General features: G+C 66.4%; 21 protein-coding genes. 8 read left to right on the forward strand and 13 right to left on the reverse strand.

Annotated elements, in window-relative coordinates; genetic code table 11:
• Positions 1 to 449: 449 nt before the first annotated feature.
• A complete protein-coding gene (locus NA11_RS24175) occupies positions 450 to 1,661 on the forward strand; it encodes an NAD(P)-dependent malic enzyme (RefSeq protein WP_174567721.1) in 1,212 nt (403 codons plus the stop codon).
• Between the two features lie 3 nt (positions 1,662 to 1,664).
• Here the strand turns inward: NA11_RS24175 and NA11_RS24180 are convergent, their stop codons facing one another.
• Both NA11_RS24180 and NA11_RS24185 read right to left on the reverse strand, forming a co-directional pair.
• Positions 1,665 to 1,886 carry a hypothetical protein gene (locus NA11_RS24180; protein ID WP_069164257.1) on the reverse strand — a complete coding sequence of 74 codons (222 nt, stop codon included), beginning with the start codon at positions 1,884 to 1,886 and terminating at the stop codon, positions 1,665 to 1,667.
• 40 nt (positions 1,887 to 1,926) lie between these two features.
• Entirely contained in the window at positions 1,927 to 2,820 is an 894-nt protein-coding gene (locus NA11_RS24185; protein WP_069164258.1) for a glycine betaine ABC transporter substrate-binding protein, read from the reverse strand.
• Between the two features lie 244 nt (positions 2,821 to 3,064).
• Between NA11_RS24185 and NA11_RS24190 the strand changes: the two genes are divergently transcribed.
• The 6 genes from NA11_RS24190 (at position 3,065) to NA11_RS24215 (ending at position 8,983) form a co-directional block, all read left to right on the forward strand.
• On the forward strand, positions 3,065 to 3,949 hold the full coding sequence (locus NA11_RS24190) for an ABC transporter substrate-binding protein (protein ID WP_174567722.1): 885 nt from the start codon (positions 3,065 to 3,067) through the stop codon (positions 3,947 to 3,949).
• A gap of 9 nt (positions 3,950 to 3,958) precedes the next feature.
• On the forward strand, positions 3,959 to 5,110 hold the full coding sequence (locus tag NA11_RS24195) for an ABC transporter ATP-binding protein (protein ID WP_069164259.1): 1,152 nt from the start codon (positions 3,959 to 3,961) through the stop codon (positions 5,108 to 5,110).
• A 49-nt stretch (positions 5,111 to 5,159) separates the two neighbouring features.
• A complete protein-coding gene (locus tag NA11_RS24200; protein WP_069164290.1) occupies positions 5,160 to 5,828 on the forward strand; it encodes an ABC transporter permease in 669 nt (222 codons plus the stop codon).
• Positions 5,825 to 6,535, forward strand: a complete 711-nt coding sequence (locus NA11_RS24205; protein WP_069164260.1) for an ABC transporter permease — start codon at positions 5,825 to 5,827, stop codon at positions 6,533 to 6,535. The genes NA11_RS24200 and NA11_RS24205 overlap by 4 nt, the downstream gene beginning before the upstream one ends.
• Before the next feature lie 225 nt (positions 6,536 to 6,760).
• Positions 6,761 to 7,435 (forward strand): PadR family transcriptional regulator, encoded by a 675-nt coding sequence (locus NA11_RS24210; protein ID WP_069164261.1) that lies wholly within the window; start codon positions 6,761 to 6,763, stop codon positions 7,433 to 7,435.
• A gap of 66 nt (positions 7,436 to 7,501) precedes the next feature.
• Positions 7,502 to 8,983 (forward strand): DHA2 family efflux MFS transporter permease subunit, encoded by a 1,482-nt coding sequence (locus NA11_RS24215; protein WP_069164262.1) that lies wholly within the window; start codon positions 7,502 to 7,504, stop codon positions 8,981 to 8,983.
• A 69-nt stretch (positions 8,984 to 9,052) separates the two neighbouring features.
• On the opposite strand, the gene NA11_RS24220 is transcribed toward NA11_RS24215, so the two are convergent.
• From NA11_RS24220 to NA11_RS24245, 6 genes are all read right to left on the reverse strand, one after another.
• Positions 9,053 to 10,795, reverse strand: coding sequence for a molybdopterin-dependent oxidoreductase (locus tag NA11_RS24220; RefSeq protein WP_069164263.1), 1,743 nt, complete (start codon positions 10,793 to 10,795; stop codon positions 9,053 to 9,055).
• Between the two features lie 64 nt (positions 10,796 to 10,859).
• Positions 10,860 to 11,510 (reverse strand): transcriptional regulator, encoded by a 651-nt coding sequence (locus NA11_RS24225; RefSeq protein ID WP_069164264.1) that lies wholly within the window; start codon positions 11,508 to 11,510, stop codon positions 10,860 to 10,862.
• 122 nt (positions 11,511 to 11,632) lie between these two features.
• On the reverse strand, positions 11,633 to 13,426 hold the full coding sequence (locus tag NA11_RS24230) for an AMP-dependent synthetase/ligase (protein WP_069164265.1): 1,794 nt from the start codon (positions 13,424 to 13,426) through the stop codon (positions 11,633 to 11,635).
• 117 nt (positions 13,427 to 13,543) lie between these two features.
• On the reverse strand, positions 13,544 to 14,458 hold the full coding sequence (locus NA11_RS24235) for an alpha/beta hydrolase (RefSeq protein WP_069164266.1): 915 nt from the start codon (positions 14,456 to 14,458) through the stop codon (positions 13,544 to 13,546).
• 14 nt (positions 14,459 to 14,472) lie between these two features.
• A complete protein-coding gene (locus NA11_RS24240; RefSeq protein WP_069164267.1) occupies positions 14,473 to 15,303 on the reverse strand; it encodes an SDR family NAD(P)-dependent oxidoreductase in 831 nt (276 codons plus the stop codon).
• Complete coding sequence (locus NA11_RS24245) at positions 15,300 to 16,844, reverse strand: flavin-containing monooxygenase (protein WP_069164268.1); 1,545 nt, start codon at positions 16,842 to 16,844, stop codon at positions 15,300 to 15,302. Before NA11_RS24245 ends, NA11_RS24240 begins: the two co-directional genes overlap by 4 nt.
• Before the next feature lie 74 nt (positions 16,845 to 16,918).
• Here NA11_RS24245 and NA11_RS24250 point away from each other — a divergent pair, with 74 nt between their 5' ends.
• Positions 16,919 to 17,563, forward strand: a complete 645-nt coding sequence (locus NA11_RS24250) for a TetR/AcrR family transcriptional regulator (protein ID WP_069164291.1) — start codon at positions 16,919 to 16,921, stop codon at positions 17,561 to 17,563.
• Positions 17,564 to 17,653: 90 nt separating this feature from the next.
• On the opposite strand, the gene NA11_RS24255 is transcribed toward NA11_RS24250, so the two are convergent.
• The 5 genes from NA11_RS24255 to NA11_RS24275 form a co-directional block, all read right to left on the reverse strand.
• Entirely contained in the window at positions 17,654 to 18,319 is a 666-nt protein-coding gene (locus NA11_RS24255; protein ID WP_084655016.1) for a pentapeptide repeat-containing protein, read from the reverse strand.
• A complete protein-coding gene (locus NA11_RS24260) occupies positions 18,316 to 19,809 on the reverse strand; it encodes a hypothetical protein (RefSeq protein ID WP_174567720.1) in 1,494 nt (497 codons plus the stop codon). Before NA11_RS24260 ends, NA11_RS24255 begins: the two co-directional genes overlap by 4 nt.
• 2 nt (positions 19,810 to 19,811) lie before the next feature.
• Complete coding sequence (locus NA11_RS24265; RefSeq protein ID WP_069164270.1) at positions 19,812 to 20,111, reverse strand: WXG100 family type VII secretion target; 300 nt, start codon at positions 20,109 to 20,111, stop codon at positions 19,812 to 19,814.
• On the reverse strand, positions 20,108 to 20,425 hold the full coding sequence (locus tag NA11_RS24270; RefSeq protein ID WP_069164271.1) for a WXG100 family type VII secretion target: 318 nt from the start codon (positions 20,423 to 20,425) through the stop codon (positions 20,108 to 20,110). Before NA11_RS24270 ends, NA11_RS24265 begins: the two co-directional genes overlap by 4 nt.
• 104 nt (positions 20,426 to 20,529) lie before the next feature.
• Positions 20,530 to 23,995, reverse strand: a 3,466-nt coding sequence (locus NA11_RS24275; RefSeq protein WP_069164272.1) for a multifunctional oxoglutarate decarboxylase/oxoglutarate dehydrogenase thiamine pyrophosphate-binding subunit/dihydrolipoyllysine-residue succinyltransferase subunit, incomplete at its 5' end; no start/stop codon positions are given.

A 23,995-nucleotide genomic window follows, 5' to 3' on the forward strand; every position in this document is an offset into this window, starting at 1 on the left:
TTTTCGCTTACCGCCGGGTAATTCCCGCGCCTTAACCTTGGTACGTGCGTGCGACACGGCGTAAACCCGACCGGTTTGGCAAGTCGCAGACCGTGCTGGCAGAATGTGTCGGATTCCGTACCCAAGCCACCGCCGGGTACTGGAGTTACGGAGATCTCCGCCTCGCGACGCACCGTCGTGACCCGAGGATCACGCCGCATGTTCTGTCTGGACCCACCCGTCCGGCTCTCGCTCCGCGGATCAGTGCCGCGCCACGTCACCGACATCGGCAACGGGGTTTTCGCGACCCGCCGTCCGATTCGAAACGTACCGGTCAGCGCACTCGATGAGCGTTATGAATCCACAGGCGAGCAGCCTGCGGAGCGATCAAAAGACCTTAATACCCAAATACCCGGCGGTAACCGTCCCCCGGTTTGTCCGACCCGAGCAGGAGTGAAATCGTGTCACCTGTGACTGACGCACCGAATGCCACCACGGCCCCGCACGCCGACACCGCAGCAAGCCTTTCCGCAATTACGCACGACGAGATTTTCGCGGGGCATCTTGGCGGCAAACTCTCGGTCGAACTCAGCTCGCCGTTGGAAACTCAACGCGACTTGTCGATCGCGTACACCCCCGGTGTCGCTCAGGTCAGCCGGGCCATCGCGCAGGACGCGGAACTGTGCAAGCGCTACACCTGGACCGACCGCCTCGTCGTCGTGGTCAGCGATGGCACCGCGGTGCTCGGCCTCGGTGACATCGGCCCGCGCGCCTCGCTGCCGGTGATGGAGGGCAAGGCGGCGCTGTTCAAGAAGTTCGCAGGCCTCAACTCGATCCCGATCGTGTTGGACACCAAGGACGTCGACGAAATCGTCGAGACCCTGATCCGGCTGCGCCCCAGCTTCGGCGCGGTGAACCTGGAGGACATCTCGGCGCCGCGTTGCTTCGAGATCGAGCGGCGGGTCATCGAGGCGCTCGACTGCCCGGTCATGCACGACGACCAGCACGGCACCGCCATCGTGGTGCTCGCCGCGCTCAACGGCGCGGCCAGGGTGCAGGGTCGCGGCATCGCGGACCTGAAGGTCGTGGTGTCCGGCGCGGGCGCGGCAGGCGTCGCGTGCACGAATATCCTGCTGGCGGCGGGTGTTCGGGACGTCACCGTGCTCGACTCGAAGGGCATCGTCAGCCGCGAGCGCACCGACCTCAACGAGGTGAAGGCCGAGCTGGCCACCCGGACCAACCCGCGCGGGCTCAATGGTGGTGCGGCCGAGGCATTGCAGGGCGCGGACGTGTTCCTCGGTCTGTCTGCCGGCCTGATCGCCGAGGAGCTCATCGCCTCGATGGCGCCGGAGTCGATCGTGTTCGCGATGTCCAACCCGGATCCGGAGATTCACCCCGAGGTCGCCCGCAAGTACGCGTCGATCGTCGCGACCGGTCGCAGTGATTTCCCGAACCAGATCAACAACGTGCTCGCGTTCCCCGGTGTGTTCAAGGGTGCGCTGGACGCGGGTGCGCGCCGGATCACCGAGGGCATGAAGATCGCCGCCGCCGATGCCATTCTCAGCGTCGTCGCCGACGAGCTCGGCCCGGACAAGATCGTGCCGAGCCCGCTCGACCCGCGGGTCGCCCCCGCCGTCGCTGAGGCCGTCGCGGCCGCTGCGCGTGCCGAAGGCGTTGCCTAGCAGTTACCTTCGCCGGCCGGAAGGCGACTCGCCCCGATTCGGGCGGGGCGCTTTCTGTTTGGCGGCACGGGCCGACATCCTGACCCACAGATTCAGGGCGATCATCGCGCCGAGCGCGGCGAGCAGCGAGACGGCGACCACCGGACTCCGGTCCGAGGACGACGCCCAGACGAACAGCAGGATCGCCACGAGCGCCACATAGCCGCCGATGAACCTGATACTCATCGGCCAGACGTTAGCGGGTTCGCCGTGCCGCGCGTGCGGTTTACAGCATGTGGTCGTCGAGCCAGGCGCGCGCCACCTCGGCAGGCTTGGCCTGCTCGTCCCGGATGCGGCGGAGCATGGTGCCGAGATCGTCGGTGGTGAGTTCGCCCGCAACGTAATTGAGCTTCTTGATCTGCCGATCGTCGAGCGCGCCCTTGCGGAACAGCGACAGCACGTTCTCGGCGCGTACCGCGTAGGTGGTGTCCGACAGGACGGTCAGCCCGTCTGTCGCGCCCGGCGCCGCGGTCGGCGGGCCGGTCAGCAACCCGGCTTGAACCTGCCCGTCCAGCAATGCCTTTCGGAGCGCGGCGGGGTCGGCGAACGGCACCACGTCGGCGAACACGCAGTCCGCAGGCTGCACGATGCTCGGCGGCGCGGGCAGCAGCCCCGGCGCCGAGGCAACGCCGGCGACGAGCCCGCCGCATTTCGGCGCGAGATCGGCGACGGACTTCACGCTGTCCTGTGCGGCGGCCGCCGCGGTGAGCAGCACCCGTGCCCGCAGGTCGGTGCCATCGGCGGGATCGGAAACCACCAGTCCCTCCGGCAGCGACTTGCTCAGTGCGAGAGCGACCTTGTCGGGCAGCCGGTCGGTCGCCTTCGCGTCGAGGAAGGCGAGCAGCGCACCGGTGTGCTCGCCGACCACCGTTGCTCGACCGGCGTCGAGGGCGGCCAGATAGTCCGCGCGACCGCCGAGACCGGTAGCCACCGAGGTGCGCGCGCCGGTCCGAGCCAATGCGCCTGCATAAATTTCGGCGAGCAGGGTCGACTCGATCGAATCACCGGCACCGACCGTGATCGGTGTGCCGTGCTCACCGTTTCCGCAGGCTACGGCCGTTGCGGCGGTCGCAACGACCAGAATTCGCGCGAGCCTGCGCAGCGACGCGGCCAACACCATCCGGCGACACCAACTCTCCGAGAGATCGACAGAGCTAACAGGAACACCCTGAAGCGGGCAGTATGGACTCCCAGAATGTACCGGTGGCTGTCGCGCCCCGGACCTTCGCACTGCCCGTCATGCCGGAAGGACTCCAGTGAAAACCTCGATCACCCCCGATGCCGCGCGGCACGGTCGGTCGGCGCTGCGGCTGGCGCTGCGCGCCACGCGATTCCTCGTTGCCGCCGCCGCGTTGGCCGTCGCCATGATCCTGTCCGCGTGTGGCAATTCCGACCCGCTAGCCAGCAAGGGCGACTGCGCGGGGGAGGGGCTCATCGTCGGCTCGGCGAACTTCCCCGAGTCCGAGACCGTCGCGAACATCTACGCGGAGGTCTTGCGCGTCAACGGTTTCAAGGTCGACACCAAGCTGAACATCGGCAGCCGTGAGGCCTATGTCCCCGCCGTGCGTGAGTGCGCGATCTCGGTGATCCCGGAGTACACCGGCAACCTGCTGCAATACCTGGACAAGAACGCCACCGCGACCAGCGCCGCCGAGGTGGACAGCGCGCTCGCCACGGCGCTCGGCGCCGATCTCGCCATCGGCACCCCTGCACCCGGCGAAGACTCCGACGCGGTCGTGGTCACCCGCGCCACCGCCGACCGCTGGAACCTGAAGAGCATCGCCGACCTGGCCGCGCACGCCGCCGAGGTGAAATTCGGTGCGCCTGCGGAGTTTCAGGAACGCGCGGGCGGCCTGCCAGGGCTGAAGAAGAACTACAACCTCGACATCGCCGCGAACAACTTCGTGCCGATCGCCGACGGCGGCGGACCGGCGACGGTGCGTGCGCTGGTCGACGGCCAGGTGACCGCGGCCGACATCTTCACCACCTCGCCTGCCATCACCCAGAACAACCTGGTGGTGCTCGAGGATCCGAAGCACAACTTCCCCGCGCAGAACGTGGTGCCGCTGCTCAACGCGGCCAAGAAGTCGGACAAGGTGCTTGCCGCCCTCAACGTCGCCTCGGCGAAGCTGACCACCGCCGAGCTGATCAAGCTGAACGAGGCCGTCTCGGGGGCCAGCAAGACCGAACCCAAGGCCGCTGCCGTGGCGTGGGTGAACGCACAAGGGCTGAATACGCCGATCGGGTAGGGGAAAGCGTTGTCCGATATCGAGTTCCGCGGTATCAGCAAGATCTATCCGGACGGCACGCACGCCGTCACCGAGCTCGATCTGCGCATCGAATCGGGGTCGTTCACCGTGTTCGTCGGCCCGTCCGGCTGCGGGAAGACCACCTCGATGCGCATGATCAACCGGATGATCACCCCCAGTGCGGGCACGATCACCATTGCCGGGCAGGACATCTCAGCCGTCGATCCGGTCAAGCTGCGCCTCGGCATCGGCTACGTGATCCAGAGCGGCGGGCTGCTGCCGCACCGCACGGTCGTCGACAATGTCGCGACCGTGCCGGTGCTGCGCGGTGATTCGCGCAAGGCGGCCAGGGCGGCGGCGCTCGAGGTGCTCGACCGGGTCGGCCTGGATCGGTCGCTGGCCGGGCGCTATCCCGCGCAGCTGTCCGGCGGCCAGCAGCAGCGGGTCGGCGTGGCGCGGGCGCTGGCCGCCGACCCGCCTGTGTTGCTGATGGACGAGCCGTTCAGCGCCGTCGACCCGGTGGTTCGGGCCGAGTTGCAGGTCGAAATGCAAAGGCTACAAGCCGAATTGCGCAAGACGATCGTGTTCGTGACGCACGACATCGACGAGGCGATCACCCTCGGCGACCGGCTCGCGGTGTTCGGGCGGGGTGGCGTGCTGCAGCAGTACGACGAACCGGAACGGGTGCTCGCCCAGCCCGCCACCGATTTCGTCGCCGATTTCGTCGGCCGCGACCGCGGCTACCGCGGCCTGTCCTTCCGGACGGCGAAAGCGGTTCCGCTGCACGACATCCGGACCGTCACCGCGGCCGAGGTCGCGGCGCTCCGGTTGGATCGCGGTGACTGGGTGCTGATCGTCGACGCCGAAGGCAAACCGTCCGGGTGGGTGGATGTGACCGGCGTCGAGGCGGTGCGCGCCGGGCGTTCGCTGGCGGAGAGCACCTCCGCGGGCGGTTCGCTGTTCACGCCGACCGGCGATCTGCGCCAGGCGCTGGACGCGGCGATCTCCTCGCCCGCCGGAGTCGGTGTCGCCGTCGATGATTCGGGTGCGGTCCGGGGCGGGGTGCTTGCCACCGAAGTGCTGCAGCAGTTGGCGGGGCAGCGGGCGACCGAGGACGCCGAACGCAATCGGCACTTCTTCGAGCAGGAACAAGCGCAATGAGCACCGGGGGATGGCTGCCTGCGCGGCGGGGAGCAAAGGGTCGGGCGACGTGAGCTACCTGATCGACAACTTCGCCGAGATCATGGGGTTCACCAAAACCCATCTGTACCTTGCGCTTGTGCCGTTGGCACTCGGGTTGGTGATCGCGATACCCGTTGGCGCGTTGATCCGTCGGGTGTCCTGGTTGCGCCGGATCACCGTCATTGTGGCGAGCCTGGCCTATACGATCCCGTCGCTGGCGCTCTTCGTGATCATCCCGCCGATAGTCGGGATTTCCACCATCGACCCGCTGAACGTCATCATCGCGCTGACCATGTATTCGACGGCGCTGCTGGTGATCGCGGTGCCCACCGCGCTGGATTCGGTGCCTGCCCAGGTGGTCGATGCCGCCGACGCGGTCGGGTTCAGTTCGTTGCGGCGCACGCTCACCGTCGACATGCCCTTGGCCATCCCGGTTTTCGTGTCCAGTCTGCGGGTGGTGGTTGTCACCAATATCGCCATGGTCTCGGTCGGCGCGTTGATCGGTGTCGGCGGGGTCGGCAAGCTGTTCACCCAGGGCTACCAGCGTGACTATCCGGACGAGATCGTCGCTGGCATCATCGTGATCCTGGCGCTGGCCTTGATCTTCGACCGCCTGGTCTACGGTCTCGGCCGCTGGGCAACACCGTGGGTGCGCGCCGACGCAGGGGCCGGGCGGGCGAAAGGCGCAGGCGCATGAACCTTTTCCTCGACGCCTGGCACTACTTCACCGACGGTGCGAACTGGACCGGGCCCGCGGGCATCGAACACCGTCTGCTGGAACATCTTTGGTACAGCTTCCTCACCATCCTCAGCTCCGCGGTGATCGCCGTGCCGCTCGGCCTGGTGATCGGGCACACCCGGCGCGGTGCCGCGGTGCTGGTCGGGTTCGCCAATGCCATGCGGGCGCTGCCCACCTTGGGTTTGCTCACCTTCCTGGTGCTGCTGCTCGGTCTCGGGTTGATCCCGCCGCTGCTCGCGCTCATCACGGTCGGTATTCCGCCGCTGCTGGCCGGTGCGTACGCCGGAATCGCCAATGTGCCTGCGGATGTCGTCGATGCGTCGCGGGCGATGGGGATGACCGAACGGCAGATCCTGTTCCGGGTCGAGGTGCCCAACGCGATGCCGATCCTGCTGACCGGACTGCGCGGGGCCACCCTGCAGGTCGTCGCCACCGCGACCATCGCGGCGTACGTCAACCTCGGCGGCCTCGGCCGCTACATCTTCGACGGCATCAGCCTCTATCGCTACGACCGGGTGCTCGTCGGCGCCGTGTTGGTCGCGGTGCTTGCGATGGTTCTCGACGGTCTGCTCGCCTTCACCGTGTGGGCGAGTGCGCCGGGCACCGGCAGGCTGCGCCGCGCCGATGTGCCCACTGCTGACCTCACCGTGCAGTCCGCAGGCTGACCTGCGTTCCGCTGCCCGCCCACCTTCCGGTGGGCGGGCATTTTTATGTCGCCGATCACGTTTCTTATCGGAAGAACCGTCTTGCGGGCCATCTATTCCTCGCCGTATATTCCACGTGGAGTATTTGGCGTGGAGCATGTCGGTGGGCGGGGCTAGCGTTCGCCTCGCAACCAACGCTCCGGTTCGCGCACCGGGCGCGAGCGATCGGCGGGAGGTGACGAAGCAATGGGGCAGCAGGCTCGCCCGGCGGTGACGCCACTGGGCATCGCCGTGCTCGCGCTGCTCGAAGAGCGGCCGATGCATCCGTACGAGATGTATCAGCTGCTGATCGCGCGGCGCGAAGACCTCCTGGTCAAAGTGCGGCCCGGGTCGCTGTACCACACGGTGGCACGCCTGGCCGAACAGGAACTGGTGCGGTCCGAAGGGGTCGACCGCGAAGGCAATCGGCCAGAACGCACCACCTATCGGATCACGACGGTAGGCCGAGCGGCCTTGCGCACCAGGATCGCCGAGATCATGCGGTACCCGACGCCGGAGTACCCGATGTTCCCGATCGCACTGGCCGAGGCGCACAACCTGCCCAAGGACGACGTGCTCGGACTGCTCAGAGAGCGGGCCGGGCACCTCGAAGCCGAACTCGCCGACGTCGAGACAATGCTCGGCTGGGCGGCCGAGCAGCACGTGCCGCGCCGCTACTACGTCAGCCTGCCGTACCTGCGCGCCACGCTCAGTGCGGAGATCGCGTGGGTGCACAGCTTCATGGCCGAATTGGACAGCGGCGCACTGGAATGGGAGGACTTCGACGCGACCACCGGTGTCCGAGCAGGCAAGGGGCAGCACCCGTCGCCTGCCGAGCAGTCCCCGCCCGTCCCGCGCTCAGGAACCGCGCCACCGCCCTGACGGCGATGTCGCCCCACTACTTCTTTGCTCGCTACCGAGCATCTCCGAGATAGGAAATCCGAACCCATGACCACACAACGCAATCCGTGGCTGGCGCTGGTCGCGCTAGTTGTCGGCTTCTTCATGATCCTGTTGGATATGACGATCGTCGCGGTCGCGAACCCGGCGATCATGCAGGACCTGCGCACCGACATCAACAGCGTGATCTGGGTGACCAGCGCCTACCTGCTCGCCTACGCGGTGCCGCTGTTGGTCACCGGCAGGCTCGGTGATCGGTTCGGGCCCAAGAACATCTACCTGATCGGCCTGTTCATTTTCACCGCAGCCTCACTGTGGTGCGGCCTGTCCGGCACCATCGGCATGCTGATCGCCGCCCGCGCGGTGCAAGGCATCGGCGCTGCGTTGATGACGCCGCAGACCATGGCCGTCATCACCAGGACCTTCCCGCCGGACAAGCGCGGCGCGGCGATGGGTCTGTGGGGTGGCGTCGCAGGCCTGGCCACGCTGGTCGGCCCGATCCTCGGCGGTGTGCTGGTCGACGGGCTCAGCTGGGAATGGATCTTCTACGTCAACGTGCCGATCGGCATCGTCGCCTTCGCGCTCGCGGTCTGGTTGGTGCCCGCGCTGCCGACCAACGAGCACAAGTTCGACATCCCCGGCGTCGTGCTCAGCGGTGCAGGCATGTTCCTGCTGGTGTTCGGCCTGCAAGAGGGCAACACCCGCGATTGGGACTGGGTGATCTGGGCACTCATCGCGGCCGGACTGGCGGTGTTGGTCGCGTTCGTGGTCAACCAGGCCCGCAACACCGGTGAGCCGCTGGTGCCGCTGAGCCTGTTCAAGGATCGCAACTTCGCCCTCTCGTCGGTCGCCATCGCCGCGATGGGCGCGACCGTGGCCTCACTGATGGTGCCGACGTACTTCTATCTGCAAGCCGTGCGCGATCTTTCGCCGACCAAGTCGGCGCTGGTCTTCGCGCCGATGGCCATCGTGACCGGCGTCTTCGCGCCGTTCATCGGAAAGTTCGCGGACCGCTGGCACCCGAGGATCGCCCCGACCATCGGCTTCGCCCTGTTCGCCGTCTCCATCTTCTGGTTCTCGGTGCTGATGACTCCGGGCTCCTCGATCGTGTGGTTCCTGGTCTCGGCCGGGCTGGCCGGTTTCGCCAACGCCTGCATCTGGGCTCCGTTGGCTTCCACCGCCACCCACAACCTGCCGGTCCAGCAGGCGGGCGCGGGCGCAGGCGTCTACAACACCACCCGCCAGGTCGGTTCGGTGCTCGGCAGCGCCGCGATCAGCGCCCTCGTCGCCGCCCGCATGAGCGCCAACGGCCTCGGCGGCGGCAAGGTGTCCGAAGGTGGTGCGGGCCAAGGCGCCATCCCCGAATTCGTCAAAGACGCCTTCAGTACCGCCCTCAGCCAATCCACCCTCCTCCCCGCAGGCGTCCTCCTCATCGGTCTCGTAGCCTCGGCCCTCTTCATCCGCCACGGCCAAGCCCCCAAGCCCGGCCCTAAAGACGAACCCGCCAAGGCCGACGCAATAGCCGCCTGACCCCGGACACCACGGTGCCCTGCAGGCGAACCAGCTTGCGGGGCACCGGTTGTCACCGAGCGAGTCCGCTCAGGCGACCTGGAAGGTGACGGTGGGGTGGCCGGTGGCGCCGTCGGGGACGACGTCGCGGCGTTCGGCGGTTTGGACTTCGCCGGTGGCGTCGGTGCTGCGGGCGCGGATGGTGTGCGGGCCGGGGGTGGCGTCCCAGTCGAAGACCCATTGGCGCCAGGTGTCGATGGAGAGTTCGTCGGCTAGGCGGGCGGGTTGCCAGTTGCCGTTGTCGATTTGGACTTCGACGGCGCGGATGCCGCGGTGCTGGGCCCAGGCGACGCCTGCGATGGTGGTGCGGCCCTGTTTGATTCGGCCGCGCGGGCGCGGAGTGTCGATGCGGGTGCCGGTCTTGATCGGGCCGAGCGCGGACCAGCCTCGGCGTGTCCAGTAGGCGGTAGCCCGATCGAAGCGGGTGACCTCCAATTCGGTGACCCACTTGGTTGCGGAGACATAACCGTAGAGGCCGGGCACCACCAGCCTGGCCGGATAGCCGTGCGTGACGGGCAGCGGCTCGCCGTTCATGCCGACCGCGAGCAGCGCGTCCCTGCCGTCGGTGAGCGCGGCCAGCGGGGTGCCCGCGGTCCAGCCGTCGGTGCTGTGCGACAGCACCATGTCGGCGTCGGGATGCGGGCCTGCCTCGGCGAGCAGCGCATCGAGCCGATAGCCGAGCCAGCGGGCGTTGCCGATCAGGTCGCCGCCGACCGGGTTGGACACGCACGCCAACGTCACCAGGTGCTCTTCGACCGCACGATGCTCCAAATCCGCCCAGGTGAGCCGGATTTCCCGATCAACCATGCCGTGGATGCGCAGCGACCAGCTGTCCTTGGACACCTGCGGCACGATCAGCGCGGTGTCGATGCGATAGAAGTCCGAACTCGGCGTCAGGTACGGCGTCAGTCCCGGCACCTGCAGATCGGCTCCCGGCGCAATCGGCGTCTCGGGCGCGACCGGTTGCGGCAATTCCACCGCGGCCCGCTCGCCGGACACATCCCGCCGCGATACGCCGAGCAGTCGCCCCGCCGTCCCGGTGACGATGGCTAGGCCGCCCGCAATCACCAACCCCTGCAAGACCCGTCGCCGCTCTGGTGTTGCCGCGATCCCGGCGGGGTCTGCGGTGACGCCGGATGTCGTCACTGGCTGCTGCGGTGCCGGTCTGGTAGTCGCGGCCGTCCCCTCGGTCGACGCACCCACTCCGTCGGCGGATTCCGTTCCAGCGCTGTCTATTTCACCGGCGGACTGGTCGGCGGTGCTACCGCCGAGACCGGTCGACGACTGCGTCGCCGGACTGTCCGCGAACCCTACGCTTTCGGCATCCGCCTGTTGCGCATCCTCGATCCGTCGCGTCAACGCCCGCAGCGCATAGATCCCCGCGACAACCCCGACGATCGTCGGCAGCGCCCCCGCTACACCGGTGCGCCCCACCGCGACCAGGGTCGCTACCGCACCGAAAACTCCGAGCAGCACCGAACCCGCAGCGCGCGTGGTCCTTTCGACCGCTCCCGCCAGCCCCGCGACCACCAGCGCAACTACCGCCATGCAGATATACAGCACCGTCTTGTCGCTGGTGCCGAACGTGCTGATGGCCCATTCCCGGAGACCATCGGGCGTGTGATCGACGACGGTCGCGCCGAGGGCATTGAGGGGCGCGCTGTCGGCGCCGAAGAACGCCGCGAGCAGTTCCGCGACGCCGAGCGTCACCCCTGCCGAGACGATCCCAGCCACCACCCGCAGTGCGGGCGAACGCAGTCGCAGGTCGGCCATGAATTCGAGCGTACTGCCTGTTCAGCCCGACAATATGACCATTTGGTGACGTGCGCTCCTCCGCCTATTCGGTGAATTCGTCGGCGAGGGTGTTCCAGAACAGCAACTCGTAATGCTGGAAGAGCCGCGCGTACCGGTGGGCCGCTTCGAGATCCAAGCGCTCGGCGTCGAGCCCGGCCTGAATGGCGACCAGCGCCTGCTGTCCGATCACGGGCACGTCCGCGGCGAAGAAGTCGAAGAAGGCGCACGCGGCGTCGTCGAAACCGTAGTGTTCGCGCATCGCGGCCGCGACGATCCCGCAGTACGTGCCGAACGCCGCGAAATTGGCGTAGATCCCGGCGGCGGTCGCGGCGGATTCGCCGTGCAACGCCAGCCATGCGACGAACGCCGGATACGCCTGGCAGCCCGCCCTCGGCAGCTCAGCGCCCGGGTCCGGCCCGGCGGCCGCGATCAATGCGTCCAGCATCGCGTAGGCCTGCTGCTCACCGGGCGCGAGCGTGCCGAAGAAGGTCCGTGCGTCGGGATCGTCTGCGCGCGCGGCCATTTCGTGGAAACTGCGCCAGTCGCTGCGGGTGATCCACCGTTCCTCCGCGGCGAGCGCGGCGAACACCGCCCGCGGCGCCTTACCTGCCGCGATGAGCGGCACGAGCCGGTTGTCGCCGTCGTGTGGCGCGAGCTCCGCCTGAATTTCGTCGAGCAACTCAGCCGCGTTCATGAGAACCCTCCCTGTCCTCGAAGACCTGAGCTCCATTGAACGCCCACCGGCCATTCATGTCCCCGAACACGCGAAAGGCGCTGCCCGCGAGCGAAACTCGCGAACAGCGCCGGTGCGTGAACTCAGGAGTAGATCTTGGCTACGTCGTCGGCGTGCTGCTTCATCGCGACAGCGCGCTTGAGCGACTGCTTCGGGGTGAGCTCCCCGGTCTCCTCGGTCCAATCGACCGGCAGGATGCGGTACTTCTTGATCGCCTCGGCGTGCGAGACCTTCTTGTTGGTCTCGGCGACGGCGGCGTCGATCTCGGCGGTCAGTTCCGGGTTCTCGATCAGCTTCTCGATCGGGGTGTCGGCGGGCACGTTGTGGTTCTTCTGCCAGCCGGGCAGCGCTTCCTGATCGAGGGTGATCAGCGCACCGATGAACGGCTGGCCGTCGCCGACCACCATCACCTGGCTGATCAGCGGGTGTGCCCGCAGCGAATCCTCGAGTACTCCCGGGGAGACGTTCTTGCCGCCCGCAGTGACGATGATTTCCTTCTTGCGGCCGGTGATCGTGACGAACCCGTCCGCGTCGACGGCGCCGAGGTCGCCGGTCTTGAACCAGCCGTCGACGAAGGCGTCCTCGGTGGCTTCGGCGTTGCCCCAGTAGCCGTCGAAGACAACCAACCCGCGCAGCAGCAGCTCGCCGTCCTCGGCGATCTTGACGCTGTGGCCTTCGATCGGCTGGCCGACCGAGCCGACCCGGATGTTGTTCGGGGTGTTCACCGTGATGGCGGCGGTGGTTTCGGTGAGGCCGTAGCCCTCATAGATCGTGACGCCGACGCCACGGAAGAAGTGGCCGAGGCGGGCGCCGAGCGGGCCGCCGCCGGAGATCGAGGCCTCGCACCGGCCGCCGAGTGCGACCCGCAGCTTGCTGTAGACGAGCTTGTCGAACAGCGCGTGCTTGAGCTTGAGCACCAGGCCGGGTCCACCGTTGTCGAGCGATTCGCTCCACGCGATCGCGGTGTCGGCGGCCGCGTCGAAGATCTTGCCCTTGCCGCCGTCGTGCGCCTTTTGCTTCGCGCCGTTGAACACCTTCTCGAACACCCGCGGCACCGAGAGAATGAAATGCGGCTTGTAGCTGCCGAATTGGTCGACGAGGGTGGACCAGTCGGAGGTGTGCAAGATGATCGCTTTGGCGTCGAACACGGCCAGCGCGACAGCGCGGGCGAGAATGTGCGCCAGCGGCAGGAACATCAGCGTCTTCTTGCCCGGCTTGAGGAACTCGCTGAACGCGATCCGGTCCGATCGGGACTCGGCGTAGAGGTTGGCGTGCGAGAGCATCACGCCCTTGGGGCGCCCGGTGGTGCCCGAGGTGTAGATCAGGGTGGCCGGCGAGTTCGCGTTGACCTGCTTGCGGCGGTCGTGCACGGCCTGGTCGTCCAGGTCGGCGCCGCGGGTGGTCAGTTCGTCGACCGCACCCTTGTCGATCTGCAGGGTTTCCTTCAGATCAGGCAGTTCGCCCGCCGCGATCTCGTTGATGACCGTGCGGTGCTTGTCGGCGTCGACGATCAGCAGCTTGGTGGCGGAGTCCTGCAGGATCCACTTGGCCTGCTCGGCGGCGGAGCTGTCGTAGATGGCGACGGTGCAGCCGCCAGCCGCCCAGATGGCGAAGTCGAGCACGGCCCACTCGTAACGGGTGGGGGCCATGATGGCGACGCGGTCGCCGAGTTCGATGCCCGAGGCGATCAATCCCTTGGCGACGCCGGTCACGGTCTTCGCGAACTCCGCGGCGGTGACGTCCCGCAAACCGCCGTTGCCGTTCGGCACGTTGAACAGCACCACGTCGGGCGACTCTTCGGCATGCCGGAAGACATTGTCGGAATTGTTCGCGTCTTCCGGGATGGTGTAGGAAGCCGGGACTTCGAACTCGCGCATCACTGCCCTTCCACGTGGGTTTACTCGTCAGTAATCTACGACACCTGTGTCAGGGCCGTGAGGTCGACCACCGGATACGGATCTGTGCGTGACGCCGAGTACAGATCAGTTCCGTGCTCATCCTAAATCTCGGATATCGACCGGCTGAAGCGCCTCCCGCAGGAACGCGGCCAGTTCGCTGAGCGCCGCCGCGGCCGGGGCGACCAGCGACGCTTGCAGTTGCGAGACATGCCACAGGCCTACGCTTTCGGTGAACCGGACGTGCACGCCTGCCGCGCGGAGCGCGGCGACCAAGTCCCCGCATTGCCCGTGCAGCAGTTCATCGACGTCGACCTGCACATAGGTCGGCGGCAGGCCGACCAATACTCCGGTGAGCGGAGCGTAACCAGGATCACTCGAATCCCCGCCGCCGAGATACGCGGCGGCGCAGGCCCGCGACCACATCCGGTTGATCACCAGGTCGGCGGCGCGTTCGGGGATCCGGTTCGGGTCGGTCCACGGCGCGATCAGGCCGAGCGCGGCCGGCGTGTGCCCGTGCCCGGCGATCAGTCGCTGCGCCGTGGCCATCGACAGGCCGCCGCCCGCGGAATCGCCGGACAACGCGATCTGGTCGGGACGGTAGCCCTTGGTGTCGACCAGCTCGAGGAACGCCGCCTCGGCGTCATCGAGTGCGGCCGGGAACGGGTGCTCCGGCGCCAATCGGTAGTCGAGAACGTAAACGGCCGAACCGGTTTCGTGCGCGAGCCGGGCCGTCAGCGAGCGGTGGGTGGCCGCAGAGCCGACCGCATAGCCGCCGCCGTGCAGATACAGCACCGCGCCGACCGGCTTCGCGGTCGCGGTGATCCGCTCCGCCGGCCTGCCGCCGAGGCGGATTCGGTCGATGGTGGTGCCCGACGGCACCAACTGTGCCACCGAGCCGATCTCCATCAGGCGCCGCTGCCACTGCCACGGCAGCCGGGAATTCAGGATGCCCCGGAAGATCGGACGCAGTACCGTCCGCGCGACCGGCAGCGGAAGAGTGATGTCCCGCATGGGTTTTGCTCGAATCAGGGAAGGAACGGGCGGTTCACGACGGCAGCGATGCGCTGGTAGCCGGAGGCGGTGACGCGGACGAACACGTCGAGCAGCTTGGCTTCCCAGCCGATCAGCACCCGTCCGTGTCCCTTGCGTACGCCTTCGGTGATGGTTTGCGCGGCCATCTCCGGGGAGTGCATGGCCAGCTTCGAGTCGAACAGCGCGGCCGCCTTCTTGCCGTCGATGCCCTCGGCGTAGGTCGAGTTGCGCGCGACGGCGGTCTTGATGCCGCCAGGGTGCACACAGGTGACCTTGACCGGGTGCTTGCCGACGAGCATTTCCTGGCGCAGCGCCTCGGTGAACCCGCGAACCGCGAATTTGGCCGAGTTGTAGGCGCTTTGGCCGGGCACCGCGATCAGGCCGAACAGACTGGAGACGTTGACGACGTGGCCTGCACCCGACTCCATCAGGTGCGGCAGGAACGCCTTGGTGCCGTTGACGACGCCCCAGAAGTCGACGTCCATGATGCGTTCGATGTCCTTGAACTCGGACTTGATCACGTCGCCGTGGTAGGCGATGCCCGCGTTGTTGTAGATCTGGTGCACCTTGCCGAAGTGCGCCTTCACCGCGTCCGCGTAGAGCAGGACGGCTTCGCGTTCGGCGACGTTGATGCGGTCGGATTTCACTTCGGCGCCGAGCTTTTCGACGATCCGCACCGTTTCGGCGAGGCCGTCGGTGTCGATGTCGGACAGTGCCAGCTTCGCGCCACGCTTGGCCAGGTTTTCGGCGAGTGCGCGACCGATACCGGAGCCAGCCCCGGTGATCACACAGACCTTGTCTTTGAAGTAAGCGTCATTGCTCACTGGGAAGCCCCCACTTTCGTTTCGGTTCGGGACGTGTCGGACACGGGAGTCGTCGCATAGGCTGCCACGTCGAATGTTTTGGTCAGCCTACGGAACTCGAAGGTGAAGTCGGGCCACAGTGTCGTGTTGTTGCCGTGCTTGTCCAGATACCAGCTGGCGCAGCCGCCGTTGATCCAGACGCTCTTGCTCAGCTTCTGCTGCAGGTCCTTGTTGAAGTCGTCCTGCACGTCGCGGCGCACCTCGACGGTGCGCAGGTTCTGCTTGTCGATGGTGGCCAGCGCGTCCGCGATGTAATTGATCTGCGATTCGATCATGAAGACCATCGAGGTGTGGCCGAGGCCGACGTTCGGGCCGAGCAGGAAGAACATGTTGGGGAAGTTGGCGACCGCCGACCCCTTGTAGCCCTGCTGGCCGATCTCGTCGAACACCTCGCTGAGGGTGCGGCCGTCGCGGCCTGCGATGGTGTCGTAGGTCGGCGAGTCGGTGACATGGAAGCCGGTCGCCACCACCAGGGCGTCGATCTCGCGTTCGGTGCCGTCCTTGGCGACGATCGAGTTCGCGCGCACCTCGGCGATGCCGTCGGTGATCACGTCGACGTGGTCGCGGCCGAGCGCGGGGTAGTAGTTGTTCGAGATCAGCATTCGCTTGCAGCCGATCCGGAAGTCCGGGGTGACCTTCGCGCGGAGCTCGGGATCGGGCACCTCGTAGCGCAGCTTGGCCCTGGCGATGAGCTCGAAGGCCTGCATCAGCGCCGGGAACTTGGCCAGGCCGACGACCTGGGTTTCCCGGGCCGCGTAGATGGCCGCGCGGGAAAGGCGTTGGACGCCGGGCAGGTATTTGAAGGCCAGTTTTTCCGGTGTGGTGTACGGCCGGTCGAGGCGGGGGAGCAGCCACGGCGCGGTGCGCTGGTAGACGTCGAGGCTCGCGACCTTGTCCGCGATCGCGGGGACGATCTGGATGGCGGAGGCGCCGGTGCCGATGATCGCGACGCGCTTTCCGGCTAGATCCGCGTCGTGGTTCCAGCGGGCCGAATGGAAGATCTCGCCCTGGAAGTCGTTGATGCCCTTGATGTCCGGCAGAGCGGGCTCGCACAACGCGCCGATCGCGGAGACCACGGTGTCGGCGGTGAAGCTGCCCTTGCTCGACTCGATTTCCCAGTGGGCGGCGGTGTCGTTCCAGCGGGCGCTGGTCACGTCGCAGTCGAAGAGGTGCTTGTCGCGCACCTGGTACTTGTCCGCGACGGCCTGGATGTACTGCTGGATCTCGCCCTGGCGGGAGAACGAGCGCGACCAGTTCGGGTTGAGCGCGAAGGAGTACGAGTACAGGTGCGACGGGACATCGCAGGCCGCGCCCGGGTAGGTGTTGTCCCGCCAGGTGCCGCCGACATCGCTGCCGCGCTCCAGCACGAGGTAGTCGTCACGACCCTGCTGACTCAGTCGGATGGCCAGGCCCAGGCCGGCGAACCCACTGCCGATGATGATCGTCTTGTGGTGGCGGGTGGGTCGGCTGTCGACAGCTTTGTCTGTAACCTTGCGACTCATATACCCGAGCGTAGATCCTTATTGAGCAGCAGTCAACAGTATTGAATCACGTTCAGTAGGATGTCGGTGTGACCATGAGTCGATCGGGAGAAACCAAGCGTGTCCGGCTCAGCCCGGACGAGCGCCGCTTACAACTGATCACCCTCGGTGCCGAACTGCTGGCCGAACGCGCGTTGGAGGACATCTCCGTCGAAGAGATCGCCAAGCAGGCAGGCATCTCGCGTGGGCTGCTGTTCCACTACTTCGATTCCAAGCACGACTTCCACGAGGCCATCGCGCGGCACGTCAGCGTCGAGTTCCTGGCCGCGATCGCGCCGAACCACAGTCTCGGTCTGTTCGACATGTTGCGGGACTCCGTCGAGCGATACGTCGACTACGTCGAAGAGAACGGCGCCGCCTACCGCGCGATCCTGCGCGGTCCATCCAGCGTCTACCCGGGCATGCTCACCTACGTCAACGAATCCCGCAGCGCCATCGCCGAACTCGTCCTCGCCGAGGCGCCGATCGCCGCCGACGACCCCGATCGCCCACGCCTCACCCTCGCCCTCCGCGGCTGGATGGCGTTCGTCGAGGAAACCATCCTCACCTGGATGAGCGAAAAGCCCATCACCCGTACAGAACTCATCGATCTACTAGTCGAATCCCTACCCTCACTAACCCTCAGCCCCGTACTGTCAGCCGCCCTGCGAGCCGCAACTCCAGAGACGTTGCCGGGTTAGTTCGGACTCGATGAAAGCCGCGCCTGCATGTACGCGGCAAGTTCTTCGAGCGATCCGGCTAGTTCATGCGGGCCGCTGCCCCCGCCGTTGTCAGTTTGCGTGCACGTCGACATCAGGTGCGCCGCGTACGGCGAACCATTCTGCGAGTTCGGTGCCGCCGAGGAGACGTGGCTCGGTCGTGCCGACGTCGATCGGGCCGAGAATTGTGCCGACGGCACCGGTTACCTCGGTCTCGCTCATCCGGCAGTTCGAGAAATCGGTCCAGCCCAAGCGGCATCGGCTGATGTTCGCGCCGCGCAGATCAGTTCCGGTAAAGGTTGCATCGATCAGGTTCGAGTCGCTGAGATCCACTCCGCGAAAGTCGGCGTCCTCGAAAACCGCACCCTGCAACTGCGATTCACGAATGACCGCATCATTCGCCTTGCAGCCACGGCCCTGTACCTTCCGCAGGTCCGCTCCCGTCAGGTCGGTGCGGCGGAGATCGGCGGAAAGAATCCAGGCTTGATACAGATCGGCACCGACCAATCGGATGCCGCTCAAGTCGGCTTCGTTGAGCGCAGCTTCTTGCAGCTGCAGGCCGGAAAGGTCTGCGCCAGTGAACGTCAGCCCATCGGCGGCAAGCAACGAGTCCACCGAAAGGGACGAAGTCGGCGCTGTCGATAGATTGTCCAGATACTGTTCCAGCGTTCGGCGTGCTTTCGCGTCGCTGGGCCAGCGAATCACACTGTCACGCGACCGTCCGCCTACCTCGGTCATCGGCCCCAAACCACCTTTCCTTGCCAATCGGGATTGTTAGCCACCACCTCTTCGAGGTGGATTCGGCGGGCAGGTGACATGCCGTCGGGGTCGAGCAGAACTCGCTCGCCAGTCGCGATGTCCTTGTCGATCATCCTAGTGAACTGCTCATCCGTCTGCGGATTCGAAATGGGTTGTCCCGCGCCAGGGCGATACCCCGGCTGCGCGTCGGGCGAGCTCTTCACGTCCCATCGTTGATTGTTCGAGTCGATGAATTCGCCTTGGTCCTCGCCGTTCGGACCAGGTTGTGCTCTGGTGATCGGTCCTGGGATCGAACCGTCGTTTTCCGCCTGTAGGCCGACCTCTGCCTCACGCCGTGACTGCGGGCTCGATGCCCCGTTCTTGGCCGGATCCTTTGCCAGCTCGTCGAGTCGTCGTTGGTAGTCAGCTGTGCCAGGCGTATTGGACGCATTGCGCGGACTCGATGACTCGTTGTCATCATCTATGAGCACCTTCATCGCGATAATTCCCGCGAGGGAGGCGAGGGTGCTGCCGAGGTCGGGGACTTTGTCGAAGGAAGTGACGACTCCTACTGCGCCTGCGACTGCGGCGGTGAGGCCGACGGCCTTGAGTAGGTTGCTTCCTTGGTAGACGGTGCGGATGGTGTTGATCGTGTTGGTGACGATTACGCCGACGCCGCCTGCTCCTGCCGCTGCGCTGCTGCCGAAGGTGAAGAGGGCGCCGACTACGGCGACGGCGACGGTGATGCCGATTGCCCACTCCGCCTGGGTGATTGAGGATTGGATGTTGTCGCGGACCGAGACGGTGTTGGTGTGGTATTCGGCGACCGGACCTGCGAGGTTTTGCGACGCGGCCAGCACCTGGTCGGCTCCGCCGCGGAGGGTTTCCAGGCGGCCGATGAGTGCGGGGAGGCCGTTCTTGTCCTGGATGGTGTCGAACAGACCGATGATGGTGTTGATGCGAGCGGGGGCACCGGCGATGGTGTCGTGTTTGGCGAAGGTGGACCAGGTCGAGGACGCTACGGCGAGCTTCTTGACGTCACCGTTGGAGAGTTTGCCGAACTGCTCGAGGATCTGTGCGATCAGCAGATCGAAGAGTTCCTGAACGCCGCCGTTGCGGTCGATCCCGATTCCGTTGTCGCGCACCGAGGTCGGGATCGAGACCTGGTACTGGGACATCTCGCGAACGTCGGGGCGCTGCGGCATCGGATTGCTCTGGTTGCTGACGGCCCAGTTGTAACCGGCCGCGTACAGGATGTAACCGAAGTTGGTGAGTGCGTCGGCCAGATTCGTGCAGGCCTGCATCGTGTCCCTGGCGGTGGTGTCGTATTTCAGACCCCATTCCTTGCAGCCCGGCGCGTCTCCCGCCATGCCAGCGCATTCACCTTTGACCGCGTCGTGCACGGGCTTGTCGGCGCGGCGCAGGTCGGCCGCGAGGTCATGGCATCTCCTGGCGGCGTCGTAATAGACCTCCCAGTCGATGACCAACATGGCTACTCGCCGTTCATCATTCGGTTGTTGAGCTCGATCGCGCGGGTATACCGGCCGTGGGCCTGCTTTGCGGCGTCGCTCATCTCGCGTACCCCCTCGACGAATTCCCTTGCCCCGGTAGCCCATTGACTATGTGCACCCGCATACGCCTGGGCGGCAACACTTTCCCATCCACTGCCGTGCAGCGTCGCGACCCTGTTGTCGATCTCGTCGAGATGTTCGCCGACGAAGCCGGCGAGCGCGGACAACCGGGACACGATCTGGTCGAGGTGCTCGAGGTCGACGGAGAACTGGGAGCTCATGGCAGATCCAGGCTGGAGGTGTCGATGGCGTTGGTCGCATCGCGCGTCTCGTAGGTCGCGGCGGTGACCCCGAGTTTCTCCGCCATGCCGGTCAACGCGCTCATGATCCGAGCACCACCGTCGCGCACGTCGGTCCAGCCGTTGGCGAACTCGGTGGCCGAGTCGCCGGTCCAACCGCCACCGGTGAGTGCGCCGACGTCCTTGGCTGCGGCATCGAGCGCGGCTCGCAAGGCGTCCGCCAACTCGTAGACGTACTTGCCGACCTCGCGCACCTGCTCGGGAACAACCACGATGTGCTGGCCCCCGTCAGTCATGCTGATGGATCTTACGGACCGTCTTCAACGCTGTCGATGAACGCCGAACGCCGGGTCGAATCCGCTGTGAGGAGCGGAATCGACCCGGCGTTCGGGTCACGGAACTAGCTGGTCGGTTCGAAGGCTTCGGCGACGATTTCCGCCTGTTCCACCGCGTGCACCTTGCTCGATCCCGAGGACGGGGCCGACATGGCGCGGCGGGAGATGCGGCGGAGCTTGCCGAGGCGCTCGGGCAGCAGCTCGGGGAGGTTGAGGCCGAAGAAGGGCCATGCGCCCTGGTTGGCCGGTTCCTCCTGGACCCACGCGATGTCGGTCGCGTTGGGGTAGCGGTCGAGCGACTCGTTCAGGCGGTAGGTGGGCAGCGGGTAGAGCTGCTCGATCCGCACGATCGCGACGTCCTCGCGCTTCTGCTTCGCCTTCTCGGCGGCCAGCTCGTAGTAAAGCTTGCCGCTGGTCATCAGGACTCGCTTGACCTTGCTGCGGTCGCCGGTGCCTGTCTCGTAGCCGGGCTCGTCGAACACCGAGCGGAACTTGCTCTCGGTGAAGTCCTTCAGATCCGACACCACAGCCTTGTTGCGCAGCATCGACTTCGGGGTGAAGACGATCATCGGGCGGCGGATGCCGTCCAGCGCGTGGCGGCGCAGCAGGTGGAAGTAGTTCGCCGGGGTGGACGGCACGGCGACCGTCATCGAGCCCTCGGCGCACAGCTGCAGGAACCGCTCGATCCGACCGGAGGTGTGGTCCGGACCTTGACCCTCGTGACCGTGCGGCAGCAGCAGCACGACGTCGGAGAGCTGGCCCCACTTGGCCTCACCCGAGGAGATGAACTCGTCGATGATGGACTGCGCGCCGTTGACGAAGTCGCCGAACTGCGCCTCCCACAACACGAGTGCGTTCTCGTTGCCGAGGGAGTAGCCGTATTCGAAGCCGACGGCGGCGTACTCACTCAGCGCCGAGTCGTGCACCGCGAACCAACCGGGGTCGGTGCTGCCGATGTTGTGCAGCGGGGTGTACTCCTCGCCCGACTTGCGGTCGATGATCACCGCGTGCCGCTGGGTGAAGGTGCCGCGCCGGGAGTCCTGACCGGTCAGGCGCACCGCGCGGCCTTCGTCGATCAACGTGCCGAAGGCCATCAATTCGGCGAACGCCCAGTCGACCTTGCCCTCGTACGCCATTTCGCGGCGCTTCTCCAGCACCGGCTTGACGCGCGGGTGCACATTGAAGCCCTCGGGCACGTTGAGGAACGCGTCGCCGATGCGTTGCAGCACAGCCTTGTCCACCGCGGTCTGCACGGTGGTCGGCACCCGCTGGTCGTCCTCGACCGACTCGCTCGGCTCCGGGGTGTACTTCTCCAGCTCACGGACCTCGTTGAAGACCCGCTCCAGCTGACCCTGGTAGTCGCGCAGCGCGTCCTCGGCCTCTTTCAGCGAGATGTCGCCACGACCGATCAGGCTCTCGGTGTACGCCTTACGCACCGAGCGCTTGGTGTCGATCACGTCGTACATGGCCGGCTGGGTCATCGAAGGGTCGTCGCCCTCGTTGTGGCCGCGACGCCGGTAGCAGACCATGTCGATGACGACGTCCTTGCGGAACTTCTGCCGGAAGTCGACCGCGAGGCGAGCCACCCAGTCGCAGGCTTCCGGGTCGTCGCCGTTCACGTGGAAGATCGGCGCACCGATGAACTTCGCGATGTCCGTGGAGTATTCGGTGGAGCGGCTGTTCTCCGGCGCGGTGGTGAAGCCGATCTGGTTGTTCACCACGATGTGGATGGTGCCGCCGACGCGGTAGCCGCGCAGACCCGACAGGTTCAGCGTCTCGGCGACCACACCCTGACCCGCGAACGCCGCATCACCGTGCAGCATCAGCGGCATCACGGAGTAGCCCTCCGGGCCGTCGCCCTTGTCCAGCAGGTCCTGCTTGGCGCGGACCAGACCTTCGAGCACCGGGTCGACCGCTTCGAGGTGCGAGGGGTTGGCGGTGAGCGAGACCTCGATCTCGTTGTCGCCGAACATCTGCAGGTAGGTGCCGTGCGCGCCGAGGTGGTACTTGACGTCGCCGGAGCCGTGCGCCCCCGCCGGGTTCATGTTGCCTTCGAACTCGGTGAAGATCTTCGAGTACGGCTTGCCGACGATGTTGGCGAGCACGTTCAAGCGGCCGCGGTGCGGCATGCCGATGATGACCTCGTCGAGCGAGTGCTCGGCGCACTGGTCGATGGTCGCGTCCATCATCGGGATGACGGCCTCGGCGCCCTCGAGCGAGAAGCGCTTCTGCCCGACGTATTTGGTCTGCAGGAAGGTCTCGAAGGCCTCCGCCGCGTTCAGCCGGTTCAGGATGTACTTCTGCTGGGCGACGGTCGGCTTGACGTGCTTCTGCTCGACCCGCTCCTGAATCCACTGCAGCTGTTCGGTTTCCAGGATGTGGGTGTACTCCACACCGACGTGCCGACAGTAGGCGTCACGCAGGACCGAGAGGACCTCGCGCAGCTTCATCTGCTCTTGGCCGTGGAAGCCGCCGACGTTGAACGTGCGGTCCAGGTCCCACAGCGTCAGCCCGTGCTGGGTGACGTCGAGGTCGGGGTGGCTGCGGAACTTGTCCTTCACCAGGCGCAGCGGATCGGTGTCCGCCATCAGGTGGCCGCGGTTGCGGTAGGCCGCGATCATCTCGAGCACGCGGGTGCTCTTGTCGACGCCGCGTTCGCGAATGTCCTTGCGCCAGCGCACCGGCTCGTACGGCACGCCGAGGCCGTGGAAGATCTCGTCGTAGAACTCGTCGGAGATCAGCAGCTGGTGGATGGTGCGCAGGAAGTCACCGGACTCCGCACCCTGGATGATGCGGTGGTCGTAGGTGGAGGTCAGCGTCATCAGCTTGCCGACGCCGATATCGGCGATGCGCTCGTCGCTCATGCCCTGGAACTCGGCCGGGTACTCCATCGCGCCTGCGCCGATGATGGCGCCCTGTCCCGGCATGAGGCGGGGCACCGAGTGCACGGTGCCGATGGTGCCGGGGTTGGTGAGCGAGATGGTGACACCGCTGAAGTCGTCAGCGGTGAGCTTGGCGTCGCGGGCACGACGAACGATGTCTTCGTAGGCGGTGTGGAACTGGCCGAAGGTCATCGCCTCGCAGCCCTTGATGGCCGCGACGACCAGCGAGCGGCTGCCGTCCTTGCCTGGCAGGTCGATGGCGAGGCCGAGGTTGGTGTGCGCGGGGGTGATCGAGTTCGGCTTCCCGTCGATCTCGGCGAAGTGCCGGTTCATGTTCGGGAAGGCCTTGACGCCCTGCACGATCGCGTAACCCAGCAGGTGGGTGAACGAGATCTTGCCACCGCGGGTGCGGGCCAGGTGGTTGTTGATGACCAGCCGGTTGTCGATCATCAGCTTCGCCGGGATGGCGCGCACGCTGGTCGCGGTCGGGATGGTCAGCGACGCGGCCATGTTCTTGGCGACGGCGGCGGCGGCGCCACGCAGCACCTTGGCCTCGTCGGTCGCGGTGTCGGTCTTCGGGGCGCCGGAGGTCGGGGCCGCGTTGGAGGTCGGCGCCGGGGTGGTCTGCGGTGCCCGCGCGGTGACCTTC

Source organism: Nocardia altamirensis NBRC 108246 (assembly GCF_001612685.1).
Lineage (GTDB): Bacteria > Actinomycetota > Actinomycetes > Mycobacteriales > Mycobacteriaceae > Nocardia > Nocardia altamirensis.

Bases quoted from the DNA above. Each gene is read 5' to 3' on its own strand.
- NA11_RS24180 (WP_069164257.1), bottom strand. From the start codon at position 1,886: ATGAGTATCAGGTTCATCGGCGGCTATGTGGCGCTCGTGGCGATCCTG.
- NA11_RS24185 (WP_069164258.1), bottom strand. From the start codon at position 2,820: ATGGTGTTGGCCGCGTCGCTGCGCAGGCTCGCGCGAATTCTGGTCGTT.
- NA11_RS24190 (WP_174567722.1), top strand. From the start codon at position 3,065: ATGATCCTGTCCGCGTGTGGCAATTCCGACCCGCTAGCCAGCAAGGGC.
- NA11_RS24205 (WP_069164260.1), top strand. From the start codon at position 5,825: ATGAACCTTTTCCTCGACGCCTGGCACTACTTCACCGACGGTGCGAAC.
- NA11_RS24210 (WP_069164261.1), top strand. From the start codon at position 6,761: ATGGGGCAGCAGGCTCGCCCGGCGGTGACGCCACTGGGCATCGCCGTG.
- NA11_RS24215 (WP_069164262.1), top strand. From the start codon at position 7,502: ATGACCACACAACGCAATCCGTGGCTGGCGCTGGTCGCGCTAGTTGTC.
- NA11_RS24220 (WP_069164263.1), bottom strand. From the start codon at position 10,795: ATGGCCGACCTGCGACTGCGTTCGCCCGCACTGCGGGTGGTGGCTGGG.
- NA11_RS24225 (WP_069164264.1), bottom strand. From the start codon at position 11,510: ATGAACGCGGCTGAGTTGCTCGACGAAATTCAGGCGGAGCTCGCGCCA.
- NA11_RS24230 (WP_069164265.1), bottom strand. From the start codon at position 13,426: ATGCGCGAGTTCGAAGTCCCGGCTTCCTACACCATCCCGGAAGACGCG.
- NA11_RS24235 (WP_069164266.1), bottom strand. From the start codon at position 14,458: ATGCGGGACATCACTCTTCCGCTGCCGGTCGCGCGGACGGTACTGCGT.
- NA11_RS24245 (WP_069164268.1), bottom strand. From the start codon at position 16,844: ATGAGTCGCAAGGTTACAGACAAAGCTGTCGACAGCCGACCCACCCGC.
- NA11_RS24250 (WP_069164291.1), top strand. From the start codon at position 16,919: ATGAGTCGATCGGGAGAAACCAAGCGTGTCCGGCTCAGCCCGGACGAG.
- NA11_RS24255 (WP_084655016.1), bottom strand. From the start codon at position 18,319: ATGACCGAGGTAGGCGGACGGTCGCGTGACAGTGTGATTCGCTGGCCC.
- NA11_RS24260 (WP_174567720.1), bottom strand. From the start codon at position 19,809: ATGTTGGTCATCGACTGGGAGGTCTATTACGACGCCGCCAGGAGATGC.
- NA11_RS24265 (WP_069164270.1), bottom strand. From the start codon at position 20,111: ATGAGCTCCCAGTTCTCCGTCGACCTCGAGCACCTCGACCAGATCGTG.
- NA11_RS24270 (WP_069164271.1), bottom strand. From the start codon at position 20,425: ATGACTGACGGGGGCCAGCACATCGTGGTTGTTCCCGAGCAGGTGCGC.